Origin of the sequence: Kitasatospora sp. NA04385, from assembly GCF_013364235.1 — a bacterium.
Lineage (GTDB): Bacteria > Actinomycetota > Actinomycetes > Streptomycetales > Streptomycetaceae > Kitasatospora.
In genome coordinates this window covers 680,168-706,687 of sequence record NZ_CP054919.1, presented here as the reverse complement: position 1 = coordinate 706,687, position 26,520 = coordinate 680,168, and the positions used below count along the sequence as shown (strand labels likewise).

Genomic DNA, 26,520 nt, shown 5'->3' with positions numbered 1-26,520 from the left:
ACCTTTCGGACCGCACCACTTCGTCCGAGCACCGCACCACTTCACCCGAGTACCGAGGAGAGATCCGCCATGTCCGCTTCCACCCGCAACCGCCGCACCTTCACCGCCCTGCTCGCCGCCGGCGCGCTCGCCGCCACCCTGGGCGCGTGCAGCAGCAGCGGCGGTTCCAGCTCCTCGTCGGCCTCCGCCTCGGCGGCCTCGCCCTCGGCGGCGATGTCCTCCGCGGCGATGTCCACCGGCAGCTCCTCCACCGCGGCGACGGCCGACCAGCCGTTCGGCGCGGCCTGTGCCGCCGTGCCGAAGGACGGCGCCGGGTCGTTCACCGGCATGGCGAAGGACCCGGTGGCCACCGCGGCCTCCAACAACCCGCTGCTGTCCACCCTGGTGACGGCGGTCAAGCAGGCCGGGCTGGTCGACACCCTCAACTCCGCGCAGAACATCACCGTGTTCGCGCCCACCAACGACGCCTTCGCCAAGCTCCCGAAGGCCGACCTGGACGCGCTGCTCGCCGACAAGGCCAAGCTCACCAAGGTCCTCACCTACCACGTCAGCCCGGACCGCCTGTCCCCCGCCGCCCTGCCCGGCAAGCACCCGTCCCTGGAGGGCGCCGACCTCACGGCCGGCGGCTCGGGCCACGACTTCACCGTCAACGGCAACTCCAAGGTGCTGTGCGGCAACGTCCAGACCGCCAACGCCACCGTCTACATCGTCGACACCGTCCTGATGCCCGCCTCCTGACCCACCCTCACCGTGCCGAGGGCCCCGACCGGAGACCGGTCGGGGCCCTCGGGCCGTCCACGGGCCGCGGCCCGCGGACGGCGGTCAGCCGACGTTGGCGCAGGAGTTGCCGAACGCCGGGTTCAGGAGGCCGACCACGCTGACGCTGTTGCCGCACAGGTTGACCGGGACGTGCACGGGGACCTGGATCAGGTTGCCGGACAGGACGCCGGGCGAACCGGCGGCCACGCCCTCGGCGCCGGCGGACGCGGAGGCCGCTCCGGCGGTGCCCACGACGGCGGTGGCGGCCAGCGCGGCGGCGGCGAGGTACGTGCGGGTGCGGGACATGTCGACTCCTCGGTCGGGGAAGGCACCGCCCCGGGCGGGGCGGCACCGGTGATTCGGGGTGTGCGTACCGGCGGCGTGGTCCGGGGGCGGTGTTTCACCCCATCGGGTGCGTCCCGGCACGGATCAGGGGGCGAGCCGCGCCAGCGCGGCGCGGGCCTGCGGGGCCAGCAGGGGGCTGAACCCCGGGTCGGTGGCCAGGGCCTGGGCGAGGTCGGTGCGGGCGTCCCCGGTGCGGCCGAGGGCGCGCTCGATCTCGCCGCGGTGGTAGAGGAACAGGGCGCTGCGCCAGCCGTGGGCGAGGGCCAGGCCGGTGTAGTCGAGGGCTTCGCGGTCGGCGCCGGTGCGGTGCAGGGCCCAGGCGAGGGCGTCGGCGACCAGGGCCTGGTGGCGGCGGTCCCACTCGGCGCGCAGCAGCCGGACGGCGGTGGCCGGGTCGCCGTGGTCGGCCTCGAACTGGCCGAGCGTCAGGTCGTCGACGACGCCGCCCGCGGCCGCCAGGTCGGCTTCGGCGCGCAGCAGCCGGTACTGCTCGGCGGCCTGCGCGGTGTGGCCGAGGGCCTCGTGGAGTTCGCCGAGTTCCAGCAGGTACTGGGGGAGGGGCACCTGTGCGGCGGCCTGCGCGTAGTGGGCGAGGGCGTCGTCGGTGCGGCCGAGCGCGGCCTCGGCGCGGGCCTGCCCGGCCAGGGCCGCGGTGTAGGCGGGGTCGGCGGCCAGGGCGCGGCGGTAGCCGTCGAGGGCGTCGGCGGTGCGGCCGGAGTTCCGGTCGAGTTCGGCGAGCTGGTGGAGGCAGAACGCCCGGTCGGCGGGGTCGTAGGCGTCGGCGAGGGCCCGTTGCAGGGCCGTGCGGGCGTCCTCGGTCCGGCCGTGCTGTTCGAGGTCGTAGGCGGCGCGGGTGAAGGACGCGGTGCCCGGGTGCAGGTCGAGCAGGTGCTGGGCGGCGTCGGTGGCGCCGGTGTCGTCGCCGAGCTGGGTGCGGGCGTCGGTGAGCACGGCCCACGCCTGCCAGTGCAGCGGCGCGGCGTCGAGGGCCCGCTGCGCGTGCTCGGCGGCTTCGGCGAACAGGTGCCGGGCGTTGGCGAGCGCGCCGAGGCCGGTCAGCGCGTCGGTGTTGCCCTCCGGTGCGAGGGCCAGCGAGCGGTGCAGGGCCTCGTCGGCCTTCGGGTAGTACGAGGCGTCGGCGGTCAGCCGGGCCTGCTCGACGTACTCGCCGCCGAGCCGGGCCCAGGCCGCGGCGTCCTCGGGGCGGTCGCGCAGGTGCTGCTGGTCGGCCCCGATCGCCGCCGCCAGGGCGGACCCGGCGGGCGGCGCCGCACGGGGCGCGGCGGGGGCGGAGGCTGAGGCGGGGGCGGGCGGCGGATCGGCGAGCCCGCCGGCGTAGGCGAGGCCGGCGCACAGGGCGGCGGCGGTCAGGAGCAGGGGCAGGCGGCGCACGGCGGCTTCCCTCGACGAGGAGCGGGCGGCGGCCCCGGGCACCGGGGCCGCCGCACGGGGGTCACTTCTGGTTGACGGCCTTGTCGTAGGGCAGGGCGAGGTACGGGAAGGTCGTGGCGAACGGCTTGTCGGGCCCGTTGACCTTGTCGCCGGCGGCGAGGGCCGGGACGAACTTGCCGGGGGTGGCGCCCTCGACGACCTGCAGGGCGATGTCGACGACGTCGTCGCCCAGGCGGCGGCCGTTGGGGAAGCCCTGGAAGTCGCCGTTGAGGACGCCGAGGCGGTCCGGGTTCGGCGTCACCGGGGTGGACATGTTCAGCCGCAGCTCCTCGGCGGGGACGAACAGGTTCGGGTCGATGTCCTGGTTCATCAGCTGGGAGTTGAGGTCGACGGCGAGCGGGCCGTTGGCGGCCTTGGCGATGCCGGTCAGGAAGATCTCCTGGAGGTCGGTGCGCGGCGTGGCGGGCGCGGGCAGGCCGTAGATCGCCTGGACCAGCTTGGGCACCTCGGGGTCGAGCACCTTGGCGACCACCGCGGGCTGGTTGTGGTCCTCGGACGGGGGCAGCGCGTTGAACGCGTCCTTCAGACCGGCCGGGACGACGACCTCGTTGACCAGCGGGTTGCCCAGCCGCGAGACCTGCACGTAGTCGCCGACCGGGTCGGCCTTGCCCGGGCTGAGCTTCATGCTCTGCTTCTCGGTGCTCGACCAGACGCCGATGACGGGGTTGCGGGTCGGGTCGCCCTTGTAGGCGAGGCTGCTCTTGGGGATCTGCAGCGCCACCGAGTTGACGTTGTACCCGGCCAGGGTGTTCTGGCCGACCTCGGAGAGGTTGCCGCCGTACAGCAGGTCGAAGACCCGCAGGTCCAGGAAGAACGGGTCGGCGGCCTGGGTGGCCACCGTCTGTCCGCCGCCCGGGAGTTGGACGGTGGCCTGCTGCCGCAGCCGCCCGTAGTCCGGCATCGAGGCCCGGCCGGTGTCGGACGGGGCGACCTGCCCGTGCTCGACCAGGGTGACCGGGTTGCAGTTCGGGTGGAGCTCCTGGAGCGTGTAGTACTGCCGGAAGCGCAGGGTGTCGTCGCCGAGGTCGTTCACCGGCCCCTTGTTGTAGAGGAAGGTGTCGGTGCCGCGCAGGTCCTCGGTGTGGAAGGTCCAGCGGTAGGTGACGTCCGGGTGCCCGGTGCCCTGCGAGTCGATGTTGATGTCGTAGTGCGCGCCGTCCGCCCACGGGTAGAAGTTCGGGCCGCCGTTGGGCTCCTGGAACGGCAGCCAGTTGGCGATCAGCGTGACCGTGTCCGGGTTGTCGGGGCTGGTGAAGGCGTACACGTCGGTGTTGTCGACCTGCGGGTCGGCGGCGATCAGCGGCGCCTCGCGGTGGCTGGACGCCGCGGAGGTGCCGGCGCCGGTGCCGAGCAGGGCGGTGCCGGCCGTACCGAGGGCGAGCGCGGTGAGGACGGCGGCCCCCCGGGCAGCGGAGCTGCGACCCGGGGAACGACGAAGAAGGCTCATCGAGGAGTCTCCGATTTCCTTGTACGGAAGGGGCGTTCCGCGCCCTGGGCGGACGCGGGACGTGCGGGGGTCGTGCGGCGGGTCGGCCGACACGTACTGTCCTCCACCGACGCGTCCGGTTCGCCGCGAACAGCCCTCCGGCGTGCCGTGATCACCCCGGTGGCCCAGCACCGTCACCCGTCCGGCCGGACGGGACGGCCGCACCGGTGGACACGGTGAACGCGCGGACGCCACAGTGTGCGGGCCCAGCGCCGAAACCCTGCCGCGCCGCCAGCCCGCACGGGGCGCCCGCGCCCACCGCCGTTCCGCACCCCGGAGGCACCGCGTGGCAGTCCACCGCACCCCCGCCCGCACCGGGGCCGCCCTCGCCGCGGCCCTCGCCCTGACCGCGCTGGCCGCACCGGCCGCGCAGGCCCACCCGCTCGGCAACTTCTCGGTCAACCACTACCTCGGACTCACCGTCGGCGGCGACGGCGTCGAGGCCCTCGCCGTCACCGACCTCGCCGAGATCCCCACCCTCCAGGAACAGGGCGCCGTCGACACCGACCACGACGGCACCGCCGACGCCGCGGAGCGCGCCGCCCACGCCGCCCGCCGGTGCGACGACACCGCCCGCCGGACCCGCCTGACCGCCGACGGCGCACCCCTGCGCTGGACGGTCGCCTCCGCCTCGTTCGCCTACCAGGACGGGGCGGCGGGACTGCGCACCAGCCGGCTCGAATGCCGCCTCCGGGCCGACCGGCAACTCGCCCGCGACGGCGCGGACTTCCACGTCGAGACCGGGGCCGACCCGGCCCGGGTCGGCTGGAACGAGATCACCGCCCGGGGCGACGGCGCCGTCCTCGACCGCTCCGACGTCCCGGCCGCCTCCGTCAGCCGCGAACTGCGGGACTACCCCAGGGACTTGCTCGACGCGCCCGCGGGCGTCACCGCCGCGACCTTCCGCGCCCGCCCCGGCACCGGGCCGGGCGCCGCCCCGCTCGCGGACGCACCGACCGCCGGAACCGCGGGCGGCTGGCTGGCCCCGCTCGACACCCGTCTCGCCGCGCTCGGCACGGCCCACCACCTGACCCTGCCGCTCGGCCTGCTCGCCGTCCTGCTCTCGGTCGTCCTCGGCGCCGGGCACGCCCTGCTCCCCGGCCACGGCAAGACCGTCATGGCCGCCTACCTCGCCGGGAAACGCGGCCGCCCGCGCGACGCGCTCACCGTCGGCGCCACCGTCACCCTCACCCACACCACGGGCGTCCTGGTCACCGGCCTGCTGCTGACCACCTTCTCCGCGCTCGCCGGAGACCGCCTGCTGGCCCGGCTCGGCACCGTCAGCGGCGCCCTCGTGCTGCTCGTCGGCACCCTGCTGCTGCGGGACGCGCTGCGCTCCCGCCGCACCCGGCGGGCCCCGGCGGCGGACGGCGCCGGACAGCACGCGCCCGACCCGCACCCGGTCCTGGTCGGCGCGGCGGCCGGGACCGCGGCCCACCCGGGCAGCGGGCAGGGCCACGGGCACAGCCACCACGACGACGACCCGCACGAACACCACGACCACGACCACGGCCACGACCACGACCACGACCACGGCCACGGGCACGGCCATGGGCACGAACACGGCCACCGGCACGGTCTGTTCGGTCACCACCACACCCACGCCCACGCCCGTACCCACGCACCGGACCGGGGAGCGGAGCGGCGACGGCTGATCGGCCTGGGGATCGCCGGCGGCCTGGTGCCCAGCCCCTCCGCGCTGGTGGTGCTGCTCGGCGCGGTCGCCCTCGGACGCACCCTGTTCGGCGCCGCCCTGGTGCTGGCCTACGGCCTGGGCATGGCCGCGACCCTGACCGGGGCGGGGCTGCTCCTGGTCGGCCTCGGCCGCCGGGTCGAGCCGCTCGCCGCCCACCCGGTCCTGGCCCGACTGCGCGGCCTCGCCCCGTACAGCGCCCTGCTGACCGCGCTGCTGGTCCTCGCCGTCGGCGCGGGCATGGTCCTGCGCAGCCTGCCCACCGCCGTCTGACGCCGTACCAGGAGGACCACGTGCCCACCCGTCCCGTCACGCTCCTGCGCGGCCTCGCCGCCGGGATCCTGCCCGCCCTGCTCCTGGCCGGCTGCGGCGCCCCCGACCGGGGCGACCTCGACACCCGGCCCGCCACCCCCTCGCCCGGTTGCCTCGTCCACCAGACCCGCGAGCCCGCCGAGCGCTACACCGCGGGCCGGGAGGCCGACACCGGCGCGGTGCTGGGGGTGCTGCGCTACTACACCGCCAACGGCCGCACCCCCTACTGCGACGGGAAGCAGCCCACCGCCGCCGACCTCGCCTGGCAGCGGCTCTACACCGGCCTCGGCGGCGACCCGGCCCACCTCGCCCGCCCCTGACCGGGAGCCGCCCCCGGACCCCGCACTACGCCGATCGGGTGAACACCGGCACCCCGCACCAAGCCTGCGCCGCCCCCGCCCCGAACGAAGGGTGTGCGCGGAGCCAGGGTCGGCCATCACGCGCACACGCGGGGACGGGACTCACCGGCTGGCACCACGAGTCCCGTCCCCGCCCACACCCGTGTCGCGAGCACCCCCGGCGGGTTCCGGGCAGTCCGTCGTACCGGAACCAACTCGGCGGCAGGAAAAGGGATTTGGGATTTCCTCCGAAAATTCGCCCCCCCTCGATCGAGCGCCGAAGAAGTCAAATCGGCGAATACTGAACCTGAAAGGGTGATGTCGGGGTTGGTTGCCTGACGGTCAGCGGTCTCCTCCGGTAGCTCTGTTGGCGTGAGGTACGCGCAGGGCGGCGGGCTGACCGACGCCGGGAGGGCCGTGCGGGAGCGGATCCGGCTGCAGGCCGTGGAACGCTTCGAGTCGGGGCAGAAGAACAGGGAGATCGCTGCCGCGTTGCGGGTGAGCGAGCGGTCGGTCGAGCGGTGGCGGCGGGCCTGGCGTGAGCGTGGAGAAGCCGGTGTCCAGTCGAAGGGATCCCCAGGGCGTCCGAGGCTCGGACCTGGCCAGCTCGCCAGACTGGAAAAGGAGTTGGAGCATGGCCCGCTTGCACACGGGTGGGCGGACCAGCGGTGGACGCTCGCACGGATCAAGACGCTGATCGGCCGGCTGTTCCACGTCTCGTACACGGTCGAGGACACGTGGCAGCTGTTCAAACGGCGCGACTGGTCGTGGCAGCAGCCGGCCCGTCGCGCGATCGAGCGCGACGACGGTGCTGTCGAGGTGTGGCGCAAGGAGACCTGGCCGCGGGTAAGAGAATCGCGGCGAAGCGCAACGCGTGGCTGGTCTTCGAAGACGAAGCCGGGCAATCGATGACTCCGCCGCGTGCCAGGACCTGGGGCCGGGTCGGTCGCCCCCCGGTTGTGCGGGTACGGGCCCGGGGCTCCGGACGGCTGTCGATGGCGGGGATGACCTGCTTCAAGCCGGGCGAGCGGTCCCGGCTGATCTACGCGGTGCGCGAGTACCGGGGCCGCAAGACCGAACCGAAGGGCTTCGGCTGGCGGGACTTCCGCGACCTGATCGTCCGTGCCCGGATCCAGCTCGGCGGTCCGATCGTCCTGGTCTGGGACAACCTCCGCCTCCACCTGACAGTGGGGATGCGGGAGTTCATCGCCGCGAACGCCGACTGGCTCACGGTGTTCCAGCTACAGGCCTACGCCCCCGACCTCAATCCGACCGAGGGCGTCTGGTCACTGGTCAAGCGCGATATCGGAAACCCTGCCGCCGCCGACCTCGGCCAGATCACCCGGGCCGTGAAGCGCAAGCTCAAGATGCTTCAGTACCGGGCGGATGCCATCGATGGCTGTCTTGCTGGCACAGGTCTCATCATGGACGGCTGACCGACGGTACGAATCACGTTCAGCGGCTTGGCCCGGCGTGGCTTCCGGCTTCCTGATGCTGCGACCGGGACGTCGAAGCCCGCTCTGCCCATCGGTGGGGCGCCCAGCGTCGTCTGAAAACCTCTTGCTCCCCAGTCCGGCTGCTTGGTGGGATGCAGGGGCTTCGACGGCGGGAGGGGACAGCTTGGCGGTGTTCGGGTGTGTGGGCTGCGGTGCGGTCCTGACGGCGGCGGTGTCGGAGGTGGCGCTGCCGATTCACCTGGCCGGTACCCACTGGGAAAAGCTGCACCCGCCACTGCTGGAGGCCGGGTCATACGCCGTCGACCCGGCACCGTTCGGGCCGCCGTGGCGGCAGTGGGACGAGGTCGGGGCGCGCGAGGCGGCGGAACGGGGGCGCTTCGCGCAGTTCGGCGCGCTGTCCGATGGGCCGTCGGACACCGTTCTCCTCGCGCCTGGCGACATGCGCGGCACCAGGCTGATCCTTGAGCGAACTGGGGGCTACTGCATGGGGATCGATGGGAGGGACGGGCCGAACCTTGCCTGCCTGGGCTGCGATCTGCCGGTCGGGACGAGGATGGACGACTGCGGGTGCTGGCAGGTCGTCCGGCTCGTCCCGCAGGCGGTGGTGCGGCTGCCCGGCCCGCCGGAGCGGCCGCTCATGGACTGGGCGGACCTGCTGGCCACCGGCGCGCTGTGGCACCGGCTGAGCGAGTACCGGGATATACCGGCAGGCGTGGCTCTCGCCCAGGTGGTGGTGGCCGCCGGGGGCGCGCCGGTCGAGGCGGCGCCCGGTCCGGTCGCCGAACTCCTCAGCCGGGCACTCGGCGCACTGCTGCCTGCTGGGGAAGGTACGAAGCGGCTAGACCTGGCTGGGCCGCGGTTCGGCGAGCCGGCCGCTGACCTGGTGCTAGTGCCGGTCCATCCGCAGACCGGAGACATGTGGCAGCCGCGCGCCGGGGCGGTGCCGGTGCCTGTGGATGCCGCGCTCTGGGCCGAGCTCGCCTTCCCCCCGCACCGGATCCGGCTGCCGGTGGTAGGCGGGCTGCCGGCAGGCGTGGAGCGGGACGACCCGCTGCCGCCGCACCCGCGGTACCTGTTCCAGCCGTCCAGGGAGGCGTTCCGGTACACGCTCGCGCGGGTGCCCGCCGTCAGGGAGCCGTGGCTGCGGGCGATCTACGACCGAGGGTGATGACCCGTCAGAGGTAGAGGTACGCCCTCTGATCACACATGGCTGACCGACATCACACATTCAACTTCAGGAGCGACGAAACCCGGATGCGGTGTCGGAGATGTGACTCAACCGGGTAGAACCGGTGGCCCTGCGGAACAAGAAGCAGGAGCTGAAGATCGACCAGGGTGCGATCGCCGACCTGCCGCTGGCCCGGGAGGCCGACCAGTGCCGCTACGAGCTCCAGGCCGAGGCGTGCGACCGGCTCTCGCTGCAGGTCCACTCGGCGATGCCCGACCACGCCCGCGGCCCCTACCGGCAGAAGCTGCTGCGCACCGATACGTACCCCGCCGCCCGCCGCCCGCCGGCGGCCCGTCCGCCCCACCGTGTTGTTCGGCGCCTTCAAAGGCGTCCGGTCCTCCGACAGCCCGCGCGCCGTCCGCGAGGAATTGATGCGCCGCGGCGTGCCGTTCGAGCACCTGTGGGTGGTCAAGGACGGCCAGGCCGACGTCCCGGCGGCGGCCCGCGCGGTGCGGATGCGGTCGCCCGAGTGGTACGAGGTCCTCGCCACCGGCCGCTACGTCGTCGCCAACAACCACCTGCCCGACTGGTTCCGCAAGCGCCCCGGCCGGATCGGCGAGTCCGGCCACCCCCGCAACGACGTGCTGCGTTGCCCGGGCGCCGAGCGGCTCGCCGCCGGTGTCCGCCGCCGGATCGGCATCCCCGACGGCAGGCGGGTGGTGCCGTCCGCGCCGACCGCCGCCCCCGCCCGGTGCCGCACCGCGGGCACCAGCCCCAGCAGCAGCACCCCCGCCACCGCACCCAGGGCCACCCGCAGACGACGGTGCGGCCGGGGCCGCGGAACACTGGCGTGGTAGGGCGGCACGGCATCCCCCGGAGCGCTGAACGGTGACGGCGCCCAGCATAACTTTGCCGTCGAACCGTTCCGACGCCGGTCCCGGCGAGGTGGTGCGCCGGGTGCGGCCGGGCTTTACAACGTTGAGTAGGGCTGACCTGGCCCGTGCCGGAACCCTCCCGGCCTGGTCGGCGGCCCTGTGCTGGGCTCTCCTGCCGTTAAGCGCAAGGTAGTTGGCCGGAGATGATCTCCGCTGCGACTCTGGACACCGCACTCCGTGCATGCTGTCATGCCGGTGCCCCCATTTTGCAACGTTGGAATCGCCCTCCGGAGGAGACTGTCATGCCCATGAACCGCAGGCAGTTCGTCAGCAGCGCCGCCGCCGTCGGGGCCGGCCTCTCCCTGAGCCTCCCGGCCGACGCGCACGCCGCCCCCGCCGTGCCCGCCGCCGCCGCTGTGCCCGCCGGGGCCGCCCCGGCCCCCGGCGGGCTCTACTTCCCCAACGCGGCGCCGCTGGCCCCCGTCGCGTTCCTGCGGCTGCCGCCGGGCAGCATCACCGCGGCCGGCTGGCTCGACGGACAGCTCCGGCTCCAACTCGCGGGCCTGTGCGGCCGGTACGACCAGATCTCGCACTTCCTCGACCTGAACACCAGCGGCTGGGCCCGCCCCGACCGGGCCGGCTGGGAGGAAGTCCCGTACTGGCTGCGCGGCTACGTCGACCTGGCGATCGCCACCCGCGACGCCACCGCCCTGGCCACCGCCCGCCGCTGGATCGACGCGATCGTCGCCACCCGGCAGGCCGACGGCTTCTTCGGCCCCACCGCCCTGCGCACCTCGCTCAACGGCGGCCCGGACTTCTGGCCGTTCCTGCCGCTCACCTGGGCGCTGCGCAGCTGGCAGGAGTACAGCGGCGACACCCGGATCGTCCCGCTGCTCAGCGCCTTCTTCCGCTACATGAACGCCCAGGGGCCCGGCGCGTTCAACAGCAGCTGGGTCTCGGTGCGTTGGGGCGACGCGCTGGACAGCGTGTTCTGGCTCTACAACCGCACCGGCGACGCCTTCCTGCTCTCCCTCGCCGACAAGATCCACACCTACGGCGCCAACTGGACCGACAACCTGCCCAGCCTGCACAACGTCAACATCGCGCAGGGCTTCCGCGAGCCCGCCCAGTACGCGCTGCGCTCCCCGTCCGCCACCCTGACCGGCTCCGCGTACCGCGTCTACGACAAGGTGATGGCGCAGTACGGCCAGTTCCCCGGCGGCGGCTTCGCCGGGGACGAGAACGCCCGGCCCGGCTTCGGCGACCCGCGCCAGGGCTTCGAGACCTGCGGCGTCGTCGAGTTCATGGCCAGCCACCAGCTGCTGAACCGGATCACCGGCGACCCGCTGTGGGCCGACCGCTGCGAGGATCTCGCCTTCAACTCGCTGCCCGCCGCGCTCGACCCCGACGGCAGGGCCGTGCACTACGTCACCAGCGCCAACAGCGTCGACCTCGACAACACCCCCAAGAGCCAGGGCCAGTTCCAGAACGGCTTCGCCATGCAGGCGTTCATGCCCGGCGTCGACCAGTACCGCTGCTGCCCGCACAACTACGGCATGGGCTGGCCCTATTTCCTGGAGGAGCTCTGGCTCGCCACCCCCGACAACGGCCTGGCCGCCGCCATGTACGCTGCCTGCACCGTCACCGCCAAGGTCGCCGACGGCACGGCGGTCACCTTCACCGAGACCACCGACTACCCGTTCGCCGAGACCGTCACGCTGCGCCTGAGCACCCCCAAGCCGCTGGACTTCCCGCTCTACCTGCGCGTCCCCGGCTGGTGCGCCGCCCCCGCGCTCACCGTCAACGGCACCGCCGTCAGCGCCCCCGCCGGACCGGCGTACACCGTCGTCCGCCGGACCTGGCGCGACGGCGACACCGTCGTGCTGCGGCTGCCCCAGCGCACCACCGTCCGCACCTGGGCCGCCAACCGCGGCAGCGTCTCGGTCGACCACGGCCCGCTGACGTACGCGCTGCGGATCGGCGAGAACTACCAGCAGTACGCGGGCACCGCCGCCTTCCCCGAGTACGCCGTGCACGCCACCACGCCCTGGAACTACGGCCTCGCGCTGGACGCCGGGGCCCCGGTCTTCACCGCCGCCGGGGGTGCGCTCCCGGCCAACCCCTTCACCCAGGCCGGCACCCCCGTGCGGATCACCGCGCCCGCCCGCCGCATCCCCGAGTGGCAGGCCGACGGCCAGCACGTGGTCACCCCGCTGCAGAACAGCCCCGCCCGCAGCACCGCGCCCGTCGAGACCGTCACCCTCGTCCCGATGGGCGCCGCCCGGCTGCGGATCTCCGCCTTCCCCACCACCTCCCCGAACGGCACGCCCTGGACCACCGGCGGCGCCGCGTTCCGGATCCGCAACCGCAACTCGGGCAAGGTGCTGGGCGTGGACGGCATGTCGACGGCCGACAGCGCCCGGGTGGTGCAGTTCGCCGACAGCGGGACGGCCGACCACCTGTGGCAGCTGGTCGACAACGGCGACGGCTGGCTGCGCATCCGCAACGCCAACTCGGGCAAGGTGCTGGGCGTCGACGTGATGTCCACGGCGGACAGCGCCCGGGTGGTGCAGTTCGCGGACAACGGCACCGCCGACCACCTGTGGCAGCTGGTCGACAACGGCGACGGCTGGTTCCGGCTGCGCAACCGCAACTCCGGCAAGGTGCTGGGCGTGGACGGCATGTCGAGCGCCGACAGCGCGCAGGTGGTGCAGTTCGCCGACAACGGCAGCGCCGACCACCTCTGGCAGCTCCAGCCCGACGGCCAGGTGCGGGTCCAGAACCGCAACTCCGGCAAGGTGCTGGGCGTGGACGGCATGTCGACGGCCGACAGCGCGCAGGTGGTGCAGTTCGCCGACAGCGGCACCGCCGACCACCTGTGGACCTTCCTCGCCGACGCCGACGGCTGGTTCCGGATCCGCAACGCCAACTCCGGCAAGGTGCTGGGCGTGGACGGCATGTCGACGGCCGACAGCGCCCGGGTGGTGCAGTTCGCGGACAACGGGACGGCCGACCACCAGTGGCGCCTGGTCGACAACGGCGACGGCTGGTTCCGGCTGCGCAACCGCAACTCCGGCAAGGTGCTGGGCGTGGACGGCATGTCGACCGCGGACAGCGCCCGGGTGGTGCAGTTCGCCGACAACGGCACCGCCGACCACCTCTGGCAGCTGCGCTGACCCCGTCGCGCAGCTCACCCCGTCGCGCACCCCACCCCGTCGTGTACCGCCCTTCCCCCACCCACCCGTTGGAGGAGCACCGATGCACCGACCGCCCCCAGCCGCAGCCGCAGCCGCGCTCCGCAGCCGGACGGCCGCCCTGCTCGCCGTCCTGGTGACGGCCGCCGCCCTGCTGCTGGCCGCCGGCCAGGCCCCGGCCCGGGCCGCCGCCTGGACGCCCAAGACGCCGCCGATGACCACCCCGTGGACCGGCCAGGTCTCCGTCGACCACCCGCTGCCGGAGTACCCCCGCCCGCAGTTCACCCGCCCCGACTGGCTCAACCTCAACGGCATCTGGGACTTCGCCGTCACCCCGGCCGGGGCCGCCCAGCCCGCCGCCTTCGGCGAGCAGATCCGCGTCCCGTTCGTCGCCGAGTCCGCGCTCTCCGGCATCCAGCGGCAGATCAGCCAGAACGACCGGCTCTGGTACCAGCGCACCTTCACCGTCCCCGCCGGCTGGTCCGGCCGCCGCGTCCTGCTCAACTTCGGCGCCTCCGACTGGCAGACCACCGTCCGGGTCAACGGCACCCAGGTCGGCGCCGTGCACAGCGGCGGCTACGACGCCTTCGGCTACGACATCACCCCGTACCTCAACGGCGGGACCAACACCCTCGTGGTCTCGGTCTGGGACCCGACCCAGACCGGTGGCGGCGCGGTCGGCAAGCAGCGCAACACCAACGGCGTCCTGCCGCACTCCGGCGGCGGCATCTTCTACACCGCCGCGTCCGGGATCTGGCAGACCGTCTGGCTGGAGCCGGTCGCCGCCGCCCACCTCAGCCGCCTCGACCTCGTACCCGACCCCGGCTCCGGCACCGTCCGGGCCACCGCCCTCGCCGACGGCGCCACCGGGCAGAGCGTGCGGGTCACCGTCTCCACCGGCGGCACCGTGGTCGGCACCGCCACCGGACAGCCCGGCGCCCCGATCACCGTCCCCGTGCCCGGCGCCCACCTGTGGACCCCCGAGGACCCGTTCCTCTACGACGTCCGCGCCGACCTGCTCTCCGGTACCACCACCGTCGACTCCGTCGGCAGCTACACCGGGATGCGCTCGATCGCCGTCGCCACCGTCAACGGCGTCCAACGCCCGGTGCTGAACGGGAAGTTCGTCTTCCAGACCGGCACCCTCGACCAGGGCTACTGGCCCGACGGCATCTACACCGCGCCCACCGACGACGCCCTGAAGTCCGACCTCCAGGCGCACAAGGACCTCGGCTTCAACCTGGTCCGCAAGCACATCAAGGTCGAGCCGCAGCGCTGGTTCTACTGGGCCGACCGGCTCGGCCTGCTGGTCTGGCAGGACATGCCCGCGATGGACACCCGCACCCCCGACACCGCCGCCCGCACCCAGTGGGAGGCCGAGTACCACCGGATCATCGACCAGCACCGCAGCTCGCCCGCGCTGATCCAGTGGGTCGACGAGAACGAGGGCTGGGGCCAGTACGACCAGGCCCGGATCGCCGCCGACGTCAAGGCGTACGACCCCTCCCGGCTGGTCGACAACATGAGCGGCGTCAACTGCTGCGGCGCCGTCGACGGCGGCAACGGCGACGTGGTCGACAACCACGTCTACGTCGGCCCCGGCGCCACCACCCCCACCGCCACCCGGGCCGCCGTCCTCGGCGAGTACGGCGGCCTCGGCCTCCGGGTCGCCGGCCACGAGTGGTACCCCGGCGGCGGCTTCAGCTACGAGGACCAGCCCAGCACCGCCGCCCTCAACGACCGCCTGGTCAACCTGCTCGACAGCCTGCGCACCGGCCAGATGCCCGCCGGGCTCTCCGCCTCCGTCTACACCGAGATCACCGACGTCGAGAACGAGGCCAACGGCCTGCTCAGCTACGACCGCCGGGTGGTCAAGGTGGACGCCGCCCGGGTCCGGGCCGCCAACCTCGCCCTGATCGACGCCTCCCGCACCACCCCCGCCAACCCGACCCTGCCCACCGGCCAGTACCGGTCGCTGCGCGCCACCACCGCCTGCTGCACCGACCGCTACCTGCGCCACTACGACGGCCTCGCCGACACCGAGCACGTCGACGCCGCCAGCAGCGCGCTGCTGAAGGCCGACGCCACCTGGAAGGTCGTCCCCGGCCTGGCCGACCCCGCCTGCTACTCCTTCGAATCGCGCAACTACCCCGGCGAGTACCTGCGCCACCGCGACAGCCGGGTGCACCGCGAGGCCGGCAGCGACGCCCTCTTCCGCGCCGACGCCACCTTCTGCGCCCGGCCCGGCACCGGCGGCGTCCGCCTCACCGCCTACAACTACCCCGACCGCTACCTGCGCCACTTCGACTCCCAGGTGTGGATCGCCACCTACGGCGGCGGCAACCCGTGGGACGGCAACACCCCCTCCTTCGTCGCCGACACCACCTGGTCGATCGACGCCCCCTGGGCGCCCTGACCTCTGGGCGCCCTGACCCCTGGGCGCCCTGACCCCTGGATGTCCTGACCTCTGGGCGCCCTGACCTCTGGACGCCCTGACCGATCCCGCGGCACCGACCGCTTCCGCACAGCACCGACCGGCCGCGGCCGGGCCGACCCCGGCCCGGCCGTCGCCGCGTTCCTCCGTCCGTCCCCCCGTTCCTCAGCAGCACCAGGAGACCTCCCGTGACCGTGTCCCGCCCCCTGCGCGCCGCCCTGCTCGCCACCGCCGCCGCCCTGGCCGCGACCCTGCCCGGCACCGTCCTCACCGCCGCCCCCGCTGCGGCCGTCACCGCCGCGACCTGCAACAAGTACTGCGACACCCGCGACCCCGCGCTCAGCCCGCAGGACCGGCAGCCGGTCTCCGCGGCGCTCTCGGGCCGCACGCTCGTCCTGCACTTCGACGACGCCGACGCCATGGGCTGGGCCTCGATCACCGGCGGCGCGGCCGGCGACGAGGTGTGGCTGGACCGCTCGACGGACGGCGGCCGGACCTGGACCGGCGGCAGCAAGCTCGGCGACACCAAGGTGCCCGCGGGCGGCACCGGCTGGCGCACCCTGATGTACAACGTGGACGACTGGAACACCCGGGCGGTCGGCGCGCTGCGGGCCTGCGGGCAGGTCGGCGGCGCCCTCGCCTGCACCCCCTGGGCGCGCACCACCTGGAACGCCTGGGACCGGCGCACCGCCGCCGCCACCGCGCTGATGATGTCCTACGACCGCACCAGCAAGCTCTTCGGCGGCAACGGCTGGTGGACCTCCGCCAACGCGCTCACCGCCGTCATCGACAACGCCCGGATCAGCGGCATGGGCAGCTACACCTACGCCGTCGCCGAGACGTACGACAAGAACGTCAACGCGCAGGGCGGCAACTTCACCAACGAGTACCTGGACGACACCGGCTGGTGGGGCCTGGCCTGGGTGGCCGCCTACGACCTGACCGGCGACGGCCGCTACCTGGCCACCGCCCGCGCCGACGCCGACCACATGACCGCCAACTGGACCGGCACCTGCGGCGGCGGGGTGCGCTGGAACACGAACGGCACCTACAAGAACGCCGTCACCAACGAGCTCTACCTCCAGCTCACCGCCGCCCTGCACAACCGCATCCCCGGCGACACCGCCTATCTCCAGCGGGCCCGCGACGAGTGGAACTGGTTCCGCGGCAGCGGCATGGTCAACGCCGACCACCTGGTCAACGACGGCCTGAACGACGCCTGCGCCAACAACGGCCAGCGCACCTGGACGTACAACCAGGGCGTGATCCTCGGCGGCCTGACCGAGCTGTACCGGGCCACCGGCGACGCCGACCTGCTCACCACCGCCCGCACCCTCGCCGACGCCTCCACCACCCGGCTGACCAGCGGCGGCGTGCTGCGCGAACCCGGCGAGGGCGACGGCTGCACCGGCGACGGCCCCTCCTTCAAGGGCGCCTACGTCCGCGGCCTGGGCCGGCTCAACACCCAGCTGTCCGACCACCCCTACGCGCCGACCCTCGCCGCCTGGGCGAACTCCGCCTTTGCCAAGGACCGCAACCCGCTCGACCAGTACGGCCCGCACTGGGCGGGCGGCCCCGGCAGCACCGACTACGGCTGCCAGCAGAGCGCCCTCGACCTGCTCAACGCCGCCGGCTGACCGTGGCACCACGAACAGCGGTGCCGTCCGCCCCCGCGAGGGGCGGACGGCACCGGAGCGACGGGCCCCCGCTACGCGGCGGCCGGCGGGTTCCACTTCTGGGCGGCGGTCCCGTTGCAGTCCCAGATCTGGAGCCGCACGCCGTTGGTGGTGTCGGAGGACGGCACGTCCAGGCAGCGTCCGGAGTTCGGGTTCACCAGCGTGCCGTTGACGGCCTGCCACTGCTGCGCCCCGCTGCCGTTGCAGTCCCACAGCTGGACCAGGGTCCCGGCGGCGGTGCCCGAGGAGGTGACGTCCAGGCACTTGCCGAGCGCCCGCAGGGTGCCGCCGGTGGACGTCCACTGCTGCGCGCCGCTGCCGTTGCAGTCCCACAGCACCACCGGGTTGCCGTTGGCGGTACCGGAGTTGGAGTCGTCCACGCACTTCGCGCCGCTCAGGCCCGAGGTGATCGGACCGGACCCGGCCCCCGGACCGGTGGCATGGACCTCCAGCTCGTAGAGCCGGGTGGCGGTGTCACTGCCGCTGTTGGTCGGGGCCGAGACCACCACCCGCACGTACCGGGCCGAGCGGACCGCGAACGGGCTGTAGGTGCGGCTGGAGCGCGAGCCCGTGACGGTGGCGGCGGTGCTCCAGGTGGTGCCGTCGGTGCTGGTCTGCACCTGGAACGCGCCGGTGTTCCAGGCGGTGTTCTCACCGCCGAGCCCGGCGTGCTCCAGCACCACCGAACCGACCGGCTGCGCCGAGCCCAGGTCGACCTGGATGCTCGCCCCGGCCGTCTTCGAGCACCACTTGCTGTTGTTCTGCAGGCTGCCGTCGACGGCCTTGTCCGCGCCCTCGGCGCTGGCGCACGCGGCCGAGGAACTGGTCGCCTTCCCGCGCGCCAGGTCGGCGCCCAGCTCCGGGGCGGCGGGCACCGCGCCCGCGCCGTCCTGGAAGGAGGGCGGCACGTCGTCCGCGCCGGTGCCCCAACTCGGGCTGGGCGCCGACCCCATGGTGAAGTCGAGGGTGCCGCCGGCCGCGAGGTCCGGGTAGCGCAGGTAGGTGTGGCTGGTGGCCGTCCCGTTCACCTTCAGGCCCTGCACGTAGGAGCCGGTGCCGGACGCGTTGACGGTGATGTCGCCGCCCGGGCGCTGGATCAGCACCGACGGGAAGGACGGCCCGTGCACGGCCAGGGTGTCGGCGCCGGGCGTCGCCGGGTACAGGCCGAGGGCCGCCCAGACGTACCAGGCGGAGGTCGCCCCGAGGTCGTCGTTGCCGGGCAGCCCGCCCGCGCCGGTGGTGAAGGACTCGGCCATCACCTTGCGCACGGCCGCCGAGGCCCCGGCCGGGTACCGGGCGTAGTCGTAGGCCCACGGCACGCCGTGCTCGGGCTCGTTGCCGATGTAGTAGTACGGCAGGCTCTGCCCGGCGTTGACCTGGGTGAAGTGGTGGTCGAGCCGCTGGACGGCGGTCTGCCGGCCGCCCATGTCGTTGATCAGGTCGGCGAAGTCGTAGGGGACCATCCAGGTGTACTGGGCGGCGTTGCCCTCGGTGAAGCCGGCCTGGGCGGCCGGGTCCAGCGGCCACTTCCAGCTGCCGTCGGAGTTGCGCGGCTGCACGTAGCCGGACTCGGGGCCGTAGGTGTTGCGCCACCACTGGGCCCGGGTCATGAAGTCGGTGTAGTCCGCGGTGCTGCCGAGCGCCTTGGCGAACTGGGCGACGGCGAAGTCGGACGCCGAGTACTCCAGCGAGTCGGACGGCGCGCCGGGGATGTAGTGCAGGCTGGTGTAGGTGCCCTGGTTGCCGCGGATCGGCGAGCCCTGCGCGGTGCCGCCGTTCGAGGACTTCTTCATCAGCGCCAGCGCGGCGGCGGTGTCGAAGCCGCGGGCCCCGAAGGCGTACATGCTGGCGACGATGATCGGGCCGGGGTCGCCGGTCATCACGAAGTCCTCGTTGGTCTGCTGCGACCACTTGGGCAGCAGGCCGCCCTGCTGGCCGTCCAGCACCATCGAGTTGGCGATGTCGGCGGCCTCGTTCGGCGCGATCAGCGCGATCAGCGCCGCCCAGGAGCGGTAGATGTCCCAGCCGGAGTAGTTCTGGTAGACCGGGCGGGCGGAGTTGTGGACCGCGCCGTCGAAGCCGCGGTAGTCGCCGTTGACGTCGCTGGCGACGTTCGGGCTCTGGAAGACGTGGTACAGCGCGGTGTAGAACTTCTTCAGGTCGGTGGCCGAACCGCCGCTCACCTGCGCCCGGTTGAGGACCTGGTTCCAGGAGGCGTCGGCGGCGGAGCGCACCGCGGCGAAGTCCCAGCCGTTGTTCTCGGCGGTCAGGTCGGCCTGGGCGTTGGCGGTGCTGACGTAGCTCAGCGCCACCTTGAACTGCACCGTCCGCGAGCCGCCGGTGTCGAAGGTGAGGTAGGCGCCGGTGTTGGTGCCGGACGCGCTCGCCGAACCGGCGCTGACGGTGGCGCCGGACCAGGTGCCGAAGCCGGTCGGGGCCCGGTCGAAGCGGATGTCGAAGTAGATCTGGTAGGTCTTCGAGGAGCCGCAGAAGCCGCCGGCGGTGACGCTGCCGGTCACCTCCGAGCCGCTGACCTTCACCGAGCCGCTGCGGTTGCCGGTGGCGCTGCGGCCGGTGGCGATCAGCAACTGGGCGGCGTTGGTGGCCGGGTAGGTCAGCCTGCCCATGCCGGTGCGGGTGGTCGCGGTCAGCTCGACGTCGGTGGCGTACTTGTCCAGCCGGTTCTTGTAGTAGCCGGGGGCGGCGGCCTCGTTGGACTTGGTGTAGCCCGAGGCGTAGCCGGTCCAACTGCTGCCCGGCGAGGCGCCCAGCGCGCCGGTGACCGGCAGCAGCGGCAGGTCCTCGTTGTTCGGGCAGCCGGCCCCGTCGAAGTGGGTGAGGCTGAAGTCCTCGATCGAGGTGTCGGAGTAGCGGTACCCCGATGGCGAGGCCGTCGGGGTGTCGGGGCTGAACTGCACCCCGCCGAAGGGCACCACCGCGCCCGGGTAGGTGGCGCCGCCGGCGCCGCCCGGGACGGGGTTGGGTGCGTTGCTGTCGTCGGTCCCGATGAACGGGTCGACGTACGGGGTGAGGTTGGACGCCGCCGCGGTGGCGGACGCGAGGGCGGTGGCGGACGCGGGGTCGGACGCGGGGGCGGATGCGGGGGCGGCGAGGGCCGTTCCCGCTCCCGGGCCGAAGGCGGCGAGCAGCAGACTGCCGACCGCGACGGCGGCACGGGCCTTGCGAGTGGGGAGGGACACCGTGGAACACCTTCCGGTAGCGATGTGAACGTTACCGAGCGGATGGAATTGTTCCGGCGCTGCGATGTGCGCGTCAAGGCTGGGCGTCAAGGTCAACTCCGGTGTTTTTTCCGGTATTTGACGCTCGGCGGGAGGTGGTGCCGGAGCTATTGACAGGCCGTCACGGCGGTATCAGACTCCCAACTCTTCGGTGAACGTTACCAATCGCGGCGCGGAGGTCAGCTCGATGTCCCAACCCCTTCTGGAAGCACGGAAGGTGAGCAAGCACTACGGCCGGGTGCACGCCCTCCAGGGCGCCGACTTCGCCGTCCACCCGGGCGAGGTGGTGGCGCTGATCGGCGACAACGGCGCCGGCAAGAGCACCCTGGTCAAGACCCTCTCCGGCTCCACCGCCCCCGACGGCGGCGAGATCCTGGTGGACGGCACCCCCGTCCGGCTCACCGGCCCGCTCGACGCCCGGCGCCACGGCGTGGAGACGGTCTACCAGGACCTCGCCCTCGCCCAGGACCTCGACGCGGCCGCCAACCTCCACCTCGGCCGCGAACTCCGCCGCCCCGGCCTGCTCGGCCGCCTCGGAGTGCTCGACAACGCCGCGATGCGCCGCGCCGCCGTCACCGCCTTCGCCGAACTCGGCGTCGACCTCCGGGACGTGACCGTCCCCGTGGCCGCACTCTCCGGCGGACAGCGGCAGTCGGTGGCGGTCGCCCGCGCCGTCGCCTTCGCGGGCCGCGTCATCTTCATGGACGAACCCACGGCCGCCCTCGGCGTGGTCCAGCGCGGCCGGGTGCTGGAGACCATCAGACGCGTCCGCGACCGCGGGGTCTCCGTCGTCCTGATCAGCCACAACATGCCGGAGGTGCTCTCGGTCGCCGACCGGGTCGAAGTCCTGCGGCTGGGACGGCGGGTGGCCGTCCTCGACGCCGCCACCACCTCGGTCGAGGAACTCGTCGGCGCGATGACGGGGGCCCTCGACTCCGCGTTGGAGCCTGGGCCTGGGCCTGGGCCTGGGCCGGGGGCGGGGGCGGGGGCGGGGTCTGGGCCGGCTGCCGCCGCTGGGTCGACCCTCGGAAAGGACGGTGCCGCGTGAGTGCGCAGGTGCCCGGCAAGGCCCGTGACGCGACAACTGGTGACGCGTCAATCGATGACGCGACAACTAGTGATGCGACAGCTAGTGATGCGACAGCTAGTGACGCGGCAACTGGTGACGTGACAACTGGTGACGCGGCAACTGGTGACGCGACAACTGGTGACGCGACAATCGATGGCGCGACAACTGGTGACACGACAGTTGGTGATGCGACAACCAGTGACGTGACAGCTGATGACGCGTCACCGACCCGGGCCCTCCCCGGCTGGGTGCGCCGACTCGCCGCCGTGAACGAGGCGTGGACCTTCGGGGTCCTGCTGCTGCTCGTCGCGTTCTTCACCGTCGCCCGGCCCGACACCTTCCTGACCCGCTACGACCTGACCCAGATCGCCACCAACGCCGCGATCTACCTGGTCCTGGGCGTCGGCATGACCTACGTGGTCATCGTCGCCGGGATCGACCTGTCGGTCGGCTCGGTCCTGGTGCTCTCCGCCGTGCTCTCGGCCGAGTACACCATCCACCACGGCGGCGCGGAGGCCGGTTGGGGCACCGTCGCGGTCTCCACCCTGATCGCGCTGGTCACCGGGCTGCTCTGGGGCGCCCTGCAGGGGTGGCTGGTGGCGAAGGCGAAGGTGCCGCCGCTGATCGTCACCCTCGGCGGGTTCGGTGCGGCCCTCGGCATCGCCCAGATCATCACCGGGGGCCAGGACCCGACCGGCGCGGTCTCCGGGAAGCTCCAGCACGCCGTCGGGTTCGGCAAGCTCTTCGGCCAGGTCCCCTGGCTGGTCGTCATCGCCTTCGCCACCACCCTGGTGTTCGGACTGGTCCTCGCCCGCACCCGGTTCGGCCGCCACACCTACGCCATCGGCTCCAACCCGGAGGCCGCCCGCCGGGTCGGCATCGACGTGGACCGCCACCTGGTGAAGGTCTACGCCCTCACCGGCCTGCTCTCCGGGCTCGGCAGCACCATGTGGCTGGCCTACTTCGGCACCACCTCGATCGCCGGGCACTCCACCGACAACCTCAAGGTCATCACCGCCGTGGTGCTCGGCGGCGCCAGCCTCTTCGGCGGTCGCGGCACCGTGCTCGGCACGGTGATCGGCGTCTTCATCCCCGCCGTGCTCACCACCGGGCTGATCATCATGGACGTCCAGCAGTACTGGCAGGACGTCGCGATCGGCGTCGTCCTGGTCGCGGCGGTGTACCTCGACCAGTTCCGCCGACGCGGCCGCGAACGCGGCTGACCCCCAACGGCCGCACCACTCCCCACCCGCCCGCAGCCCCCCACCCTCAACTCCCCACCCGCAGGAGGAGATCCGCCATGCCCGGAACCGGAACCAGCAGACCGCGCACCCTCGTCCGCTGCTGCGCCGCCGTCGCCCTGACCGCGCTGGCCACCGCCACCGCCGGTTGCAGCAGCGGTAGCGGCGGCGGCAGTTCGGACGGCACCAAGAACGTCACGCTGAAGCTCGTCACCGGCGTCAAGAGCGACCCGTTCTACATCACCATGGCCTGCGCCGCCCAGGAGGAGGCGAAGAAGCGGGGCGCCAAGCTCACCGTCGACGGCTCGGCGCAGTGGGACGTCGCCGTGCAGCGCCCCATCCTCGACTCGGTCGGCGCGAGCCGCCCCGACGGGCTGCTGGTGTCACCGGTCGACACCCAGGCCCTCACGCCGTCGCTGGCGCAGCTGCAGAACGCCGGCACCAAGGTCGTCCTGGTGGACACCGCCGTCAGCGACGCCTCCATCGGGGTCTCCCGGATCTCCTCCGACAACGAGGCCGGAGGGCGGACGGCCGCCAAGGCGCTGGCCGAGCTCATGGGGGACAAGGGCTCCGCCATCGTGATCAGCGTCAAACCCGGTGTCTCCACCACCGACGCCCGGATCAAGGGGTTCACCGAGGAGATGAAGGCCGGGCACCCGGGCATCACCCTGCTGCCCGTCCTCTACGACAACGACCTGCCCGCGACCGCCGCCTCCCAGATCCAGGCCACTCTGGCCGCCCACCCCGACCTCGGCGGGGTCTTCGCGGGCAACACCAACACCGCGCAGGGCGTGGCCACCGGCCTCCAGGCCGCCGGTCGGCAGGGCGGCGTCAAGGTCGCCGCGTTCGACGCCGAACCCGACGAGGTCACGGCCCTGAAGAACGGCACCCTGGACGTCCTGGTCGCCCAGGACCCGGCCGGCATCGGCGCCCAGGGCGTCGACCAGGCGCTCGCCGCCGTCGCGGGGAAGCCCGTCACCGGGCAGATCGGCACCACCATGGTCGCCATCACCAAGGCGAACCTGGACGACCCCGAGGTCAACAAGTACGTCTACCGGTCCGCCTGCTGACCCCGCGTCCGGGGCCGCGCCCCCGTACCGACCCCGCGTCCGGGCCCGCGCCCCCGTACCGACCGCGCGGTCGGCGCGGGGGCGCGGACCCGTGCGGCGGCCCGGGCGTCGATAGGATGCGCTCCCCGGCGCCGGGCCGACCGGCCGGTGCCCGGGGAACGCGCCGAGGAGGAGACCTGTTGAAGCGCCCGACGATGAAGGACGTGGCCCAGGCCGCCGGAGTCAGTCTGATGACGGTCTCCCGAGTGGTCTCCCACAACCCCGGGGTCTCGCCCGACACCGTGGCCAAGGTCGAACAGGCCGTCCGCAAGCTCGGTTACCAGCGCAACGTCAACGCCCGCAACCTGCGGCAGAAGCGGCTCGGCACCGCCACCATCGGCCTGGTCGTGGACGACCTCGCCAACCCCTTCTACGCCCTGATGGCCCGTTCGATCGAGGACGAGGCGCACCGGCGCGGCTGCGTCGTGCTGGTCGGGAGCACCAACGACGAACCGCGCCGGGAGCGCGAGGTGATCGCCGCCTTCACCGCCCGGCAGGTCGACGGCCTGGTCCTCGTCCCCACCATCGGCAGCCACGGCTTCCTCCGGACGGCGATGGCGTCCGGCACCCACGTGGTCTGCGTGGACCGGCCCGCCGAGGACCTCGACGTGGACACCGTCACGGTCGACAACCGCGACGGCGCCCGGCACGCCGTCGCCCACCTGCTCGGCCACGGCCACTCCCGGATCGCCTACCTCGGCGACCGCTACGAGATCTGGACCCAGCGCGAGCGCTACGCCGGCTACCTGGACGCGCTCTCCGCCCGCGGGCTGTCCGCCGACCCCGCGCTGGTCCGGCACGGCCTGCGCTCCCACCTGGAGACCCGGCTCGCCCTGGCCGAGCTGCGCGCGCTGCCCGACCCGCCGACCGCCCTGTTCAGCAGCAACGACCTGATCACGCTGGGCGCCCTGGACGCGATGGACGGCCCGGACGACCCGGACGGCTCGCGGACCGCCGGACAGCCGCTCCCGATGGCCATCGTCGGCTTCGACGACCTGCCGCTCGCCAAGCAGCTCGACCCCCCGCTGACCGTCGTCAGCCAGGACCCGGTGGCGGTCGGCAGCACCGCCGCCAACCTCCTGTTCTCCCGGATCGCCGGGGACCGCTCGGCCCCGCGCAAGGTCGTCCTGCTCACCCGGCTCGTCGAACGCCGCTCCGGAGAACGCCCAGGTCACCGCACCGATCACCGCCCCGGCCCGCCCACCGCGCCGCGCTGACCGCGTCCCGCCCACCCGTCGCGTCCCGCCCACCCGCCGCGTCCCGCTGACCGCGCCCCGCCCACCCGCCGGGCCGGCAGGCGTCAGAGCGGGGTGTCCCAGTCGAGCAGGCGCAGCAGCGCCTCGTCCGCCCCGCCGTCCGCGGCCCGCCGGGTGTCCTCGGAGGTGCGGCTGTCCCCGGACGGGCGGGCGGCGGTGAGCCGGGCGCTGGTCGCGGTGTTCTGCTCGGTCCGGGGGCGGCGGTGGTGTTCGTAACGGGCCAGCGCCGCATCGGTGTCGGGGGCGTCCCGCAGGGCCTTGGCGAGGACGAGGGCGTCCTCCAGCGCCATCGAGGCGCCCTGCCCGGTGGCGGGGGAGGCGGCGTGCGCCGCGTCGCCGATCAGCACCGTGCGGCGGCTGCGCCAGCGGCCCCCGGGCGGCAGGTGGAGGGCGTCGGTGACCATGAGGTCGTCGCCCGTGCCCGCCACGATGTCGGCGCAGGGGGTGCGGTCGGGGCGCAGCAGCGGTTCCAGCAGGGCGCGCCACCGGGCGGGGGCGGTGTCGGCGCGTTCCCCCGCCGCGAGGGGCGGGCCCGGGACGCGGGCGAACCAGTGGGTCCGGCCGACGGGCGGGACCAGGTATCCGAAGGCGGCCGCGCTGCCGCGCACCATGGTGATCAGGCCGGGCGCGGGGGCGGGCCGGGGTGCGGCGTCGCTGTAGCCGTAGAAGACGCGCTGTCCCGCGTAGGCGGGGCCGGGGCCGTGGGGGTCGAGCCAGGTCCGCACCGTGGAGCGCAGGCCGTCGGCACCGACCAGCAGCTCCCCGTCGGCCGTGCTGCCGTCGGCGAAGCGGGCGGTGACGGCGCCGTCGGTCTCCGTGACGCCGGTGAGCCGGGCGGCGTGCCGCAGGGCGATCCCGCGGCGGCGGGCCTCGGCCCGCAGTACGGCGGCGAGTTGGGCCCGGCGCAGGCAGCGGTACCGGGCGAGCGGCCGGTCGTGCTCGCCGAGCGGTACGGAGGCCAGTTCGGCCCCGGCCGCGTCCAGGACGTTCATCCGGGTGACGTCGAAGCCGACCCCGGCCACCGTCCGGGCGGCGTCGAACCCGGCCAGGGCGCGCATGCCGTTGCTGGCCAGCGTCATGAACGCACCGATGTCCTCGTCGCTCTCGGGGTGCGCCTCGTGGACGGTCGGCTCGTGGCCAGCCTTGTGCAGGGCCAGCGCGGCCGCCGTCCCGGCGATCCCGCCCCCGATCACCACGATCCGTGCCACGGGCCGCCCCCTGTCGTGTTCGTGCCATCACCGACCGTTCCATCCTCGCAGAGCGCCCACCGGAAGGGGCCCGAACGCCGCAAGGCCCCGCCGGAGGGGCCGGGCCCCCGTCGGCCGGTCGGTTCCCGGAAGCGGGCCTGACCATTCCCGCAGATTCCCGATGCAGGGGGGTTGACCCCCGGCCGGGCCGTGCCCAAAGGTGGCCACCG

The 26,520-nt window shown here is 73.6% G+C and carries 20 protein-coding genes; 14 read left to right on the top strand and 6 right to left on the bottom strand.

Translation table 11 applies throughout. The features are described from left to right. Positions 1-69 precede the first annotated feature (69 nt). Positions 70-738, top strand: coding sequence for a fasciclin domain-containing protein (locus HUT16_RS03055; protein ID WP_176185210.1), 669 nt, complete (start codon positions 70-72; stop codon positions 736-738). 84 nt (positions 739-822) lie between these two features. On the opposite strand, the gene HUT16_RS03050 is transcribed toward HUT16_RS03055, so the two are convergent. The 3 genes from HUT16_RS03050 to HUT16_RS03040 all read right to left on the bottom strand — a co-directional run bounded on the left by HUT16_RS03050 (position 823) and on the right by HUT16_RS03040 (position 4,003). Beyond that, positions 823-1,065, bottom strand: coding sequence for a chaplin (locus tag HUT16_RS03050; RefSeq protein WP_176185208.1), 243 nt, complete (start codon positions 1,063-1,065; stop codon positions 823-825). 123 nt (positions 1,066-1,188) lie between these two features. Next, a complete protein-coding gene (locus HUT16_RS03045) occupies positions 1,189-2,496 on the bottom strand; it encodes a lipopolysaccharide assembly protein LapB (RefSeq protein WP_176185206.1) in 1,308 nt (435 codons plus the stop codon). Between the two features lie 61 nt (positions 2,497-2,557). Further along, positions 2,558-4,003, bottom strand: coding sequence for a DUF4331 domain-containing protein (locus HUT16_RS03040; protein ID WP_176185204.1), 1,446 nt, complete (start codon positions 4,001-4,003; stop codon positions 2,558-2,560). A 325-nt stretch (positions 4,004-4,328) separates the two neighbouring features. Between HUT16_RS03040 and HUT16_RS03035 the strand changes: the two genes are divergently transcribed. The 5 genes from HUT16_RS03035 to HUT16_RS03015 all read left to right on the top strand — a co-directional run bounded on the left by HUT16_RS03035 (position 4,329) and on the right by HUT16_RS03015 (position 9,010). Continuing rightward, entirely contained in the window at positions 4,329-6,008 is a 1,680-nt protein-coding gene (locus HUT16_RS03035) for a high frequency lysogenization protein HflD (RefSeq protein WP_176185202.1), read from the top strand. Positions 6,009-6,028: 20 nt separating this feature from the next. Then, positions 6,029-6,367 carry a hypothetical protein gene (locus HUT16_RS03030; RefSeq protein ID WP_176185200.1) on the top strand — a complete coding sequence of 113 codons (339 nt, stop codon included), beginning with the start codon at positions 6,029-6,031 and terminating at the stop codon, positions 6,365-6,367. Positions 6,368-6,757: 390 nt separating this feature from the next. Continuing rightward, positions 6,758-7,297, top strand: a complete 540-nt coding sequence (locus HUT16_RS03025) for a winged helix-turn-helix domain-containing protein (RefSeq protein WP_176185198.1) — start codon at positions 6,758-6,760, stop codon at positions 7,295-7,297. Next, positions 7,294-7,821: a transposase gene (locus HUT16_RS03020; RefSeq protein ID WP_254898233.1), complete on the top strand. Its 528-nt coding sequence runs from the start codon at positions 7,294-7,296 to the stop codon at positions 7,819-7,821. The genes HUT16_RS03025 and HUT16_RS03020 overlap by 4 nt, the downstream gene beginning before the upstream one ends. A gap of 190 nt (positions 7,822-8,011) precedes the next feature. Next, positions 8,012-9,010, top strand: a complete 999-nt coding sequence (locus tag HUT16_RS03015) for a hypothetical protein (RefSeq protein ID WP_368662731.1) — start codon at positions 8,012-8,014, stop codon at positions 9,008-9,010. A 52-nt stretch (positions 9,011-9,062) separates the two neighbouring features. Here the strand turns inward: HUT16_RS03015 and HUT16_RS37750 are convergent, their stop codons facing one another. After that, on the bottom strand, positions 9,063-9,395 hold the full coding sequence (locus HUT16_RS37750; RefSeq protein ID WP_254898434.1) for a hypothetical protein: 333 nt from the start codon (positions 9,393-9,395) through the stop codon (positions 9,063-9,065). On the opposite strand from HUT16_RS37750, the gene HUT16_RS03010 reads away from it, so the two are divergent. The 4 genes from HUT16_RS03010 (at position 9,376) to HUT16_RS02995 (ending at position 17,150) form a co-directional block, all read left to right on the top strand. Continuing rightward, positions 9,376-9,867 (top strand): CDP-glycerol glycerophosphotransferase family protein, encoded by a 492-nt coding sequence (locus tag HUT16_RS03010; RefSeq protein WP_254897608.1) that lies wholly within the window; start codon positions 9,376-9,378, stop codon positions 9,865-9,867. The two genes, HUT16_RS37750 and HUT16_RS03010, sit on opposite strands and share 20 nt — an antisense overlap. A gap of 320 nt (positions 9,868-10,187) precedes the next feature. After that, a complete protein-coding gene (locus HUT16_RS03005) occupies positions 10,188-13,061 on the top strand; it encodes an RICIN domain-containing protein (RefSeq protein WP_176185194.1) in 2,874 nt (957 codons plus the stop codon). 82 nt (positions 13,062-13,143) lie between these two features. Next, entirely contained in the window at positions 13,144-15,495 is a 2,352-nt protein-coding gene (locus HUT16_RS03000) for an AbfB domain-containing protein (RefSeq protein WP_176185192.1), read from the top strand. A gap of 257 nt (positions 15,496-15,752) precedes the next feature. After that, positions 15,753-17,150: a glycoside hydrolase family 76 protein gene (locus HUT16_RS02995; RefSeq protein ID WP_254898232.1), complete on the top strand. Its 1,398-nt coding sequence runs from the start codon at positions 15,753-15,755 to the stop codon at positions 17,148-17,150. 71 nt (positions 17,151-17,221) lie between these two features. Here HUT16_RS02995 and HUT16_RS02990 read toward each other — a convergent pair whose 3' ends face one another. Beyond that, positions 17,222-20,389, bottom strand: coding sequence for a GH92 family glycosyl hydrolase (locus HUT16_RS02990; protein ID WP_217712017.1), 3,168 nt, complete (start codon positions 20,387-20,389; stop codon positions 17,222-17,224). Between the two features lie 226 nt (positions 20,390-20,615). On the opposite strand from HUT16_RS02990, the gene HUT16_RS02985 reads away from it, so the two are divergent. From HUT16_RS02985 to HUT16_RS02970, 4 genes are all read left to right on the top strand, one after another. After that, on the top strand, positions 20,616-21,476 hold the full coding sequence (locus HUT16_RS02985) for an ATP-binding cassette domain-containing protein (RefSeq protein WP_176185188.1): 861 nt from the start codon (positions 20,616-20,618) through the stop codon (positions 21,474-21,476). A gap of 224 nt (positions 21,477-21,700) precedes the next feature. Further along, entirely contained in the window at positions 21,701-22,720 is a 1,020-nt protein-coding gene (locus HUT16_RS02980; RefSeq protein WP_176185186.1) for an ABC transporter permease, read from the top strand. Between the two features lie 77 nt (positions 22,721-22,797). Continuing rightward, complete coding sequence (locus HUT16_RS02975; RefSeq protein ID WP_176185184.1) at positions 22,798-23,808, top strand: ABC transporter substrate-binding protein; 1,011 nt, start codon at positions 22,798-22,800, stop codon at positions 23,806-23,808. Positions 23,809-23,987: 179 nt separating this feature from the next. Continuing rightward, complete coding sequence (locus tag HUT16_RS02970) at positions 23,988-25,064, top strand: LacI family DNA-binding transcriptional regulator (protein ID WP_254897607.1); 1,077 nt, start codon at positions 23,988-23,990, stop codon at positions 25,062-25,064. Positions 25,065-25,147: 83 nt separating this feature from the next. Here the strand turns inward: HUT16_RS02970 and HUT16_RS02965 are convergent, their stop codons facing one another. Further along, a complete protein-coding gene (locus HUT16_RS02965) occupies positions 25,148-26,311 on the bottom strand; it encodes an NAD(P)/FAD-dependent oxidoreductase (RefSeq protein WP_176185182.1) in 1,164 nt (387 codons plus the stop codon). Positions 26,312-26,520: the final 209 nt, after the last annotated feature.

Coding starts and splice junctions, on each gene's coding strand:
- HUT16_RS03000 (WP_176185192.1), top strand. CDS start 13,144: ATGCACCGACCGCCCCCAGCCGCAGCCGCAGCCGCGCTCCGCAGCCGG.
- HUT16_RS03055 (WP_176185210.1), top strand. CDS start 70: ATGTCCGCTTCCACCCGCAACCGCCGCACCTTCACCGCCCTGCTCGCC.
- HUT16_RS02975 (WP_176185184.1), top strand. CDS start 22,798: ATGCCCGGAACCGGAACCAGCAGACCGCGCACCCTCGTCCGCTGCTGC.
- HUT16_RS03050 (WP_176185208.1), bottom strand. CDS start 1,065: ATGTCCCGCACCCGCACGTACCTCGCCGCCGCCGCGCTGGCCGCCACC.
- HUT16_RS02985 (WP_176185188.1), top strand. CDS start 20,616: ATGTCCCAACCCCTTCTGGAAGCACGGAAGGTGAGCAAGCACTACGGC.
- HUT16_RS03040 (WP_176185204.1), bottom strand. CDS start 4,003: ATGAGCCTTCTTCGTCGTTCCCCGGGTCGCAGCTCCGCTGCCCGGGGG.
- HUT16_RS03020 (WP_254898233.1), top strand. CDS start 7,294: ATGACTCCGCCGCGTGCCAGGACCTGGGGCCGGGTCGGTCGCCCCCCG.
- HUT16_RS03005 (WP_176185194.1), top strand. CDS start 10,188: ATGCCCATGAACCGCAGGCAGTTCGTCAGCAGCGCCGCCGCCGTCGGG.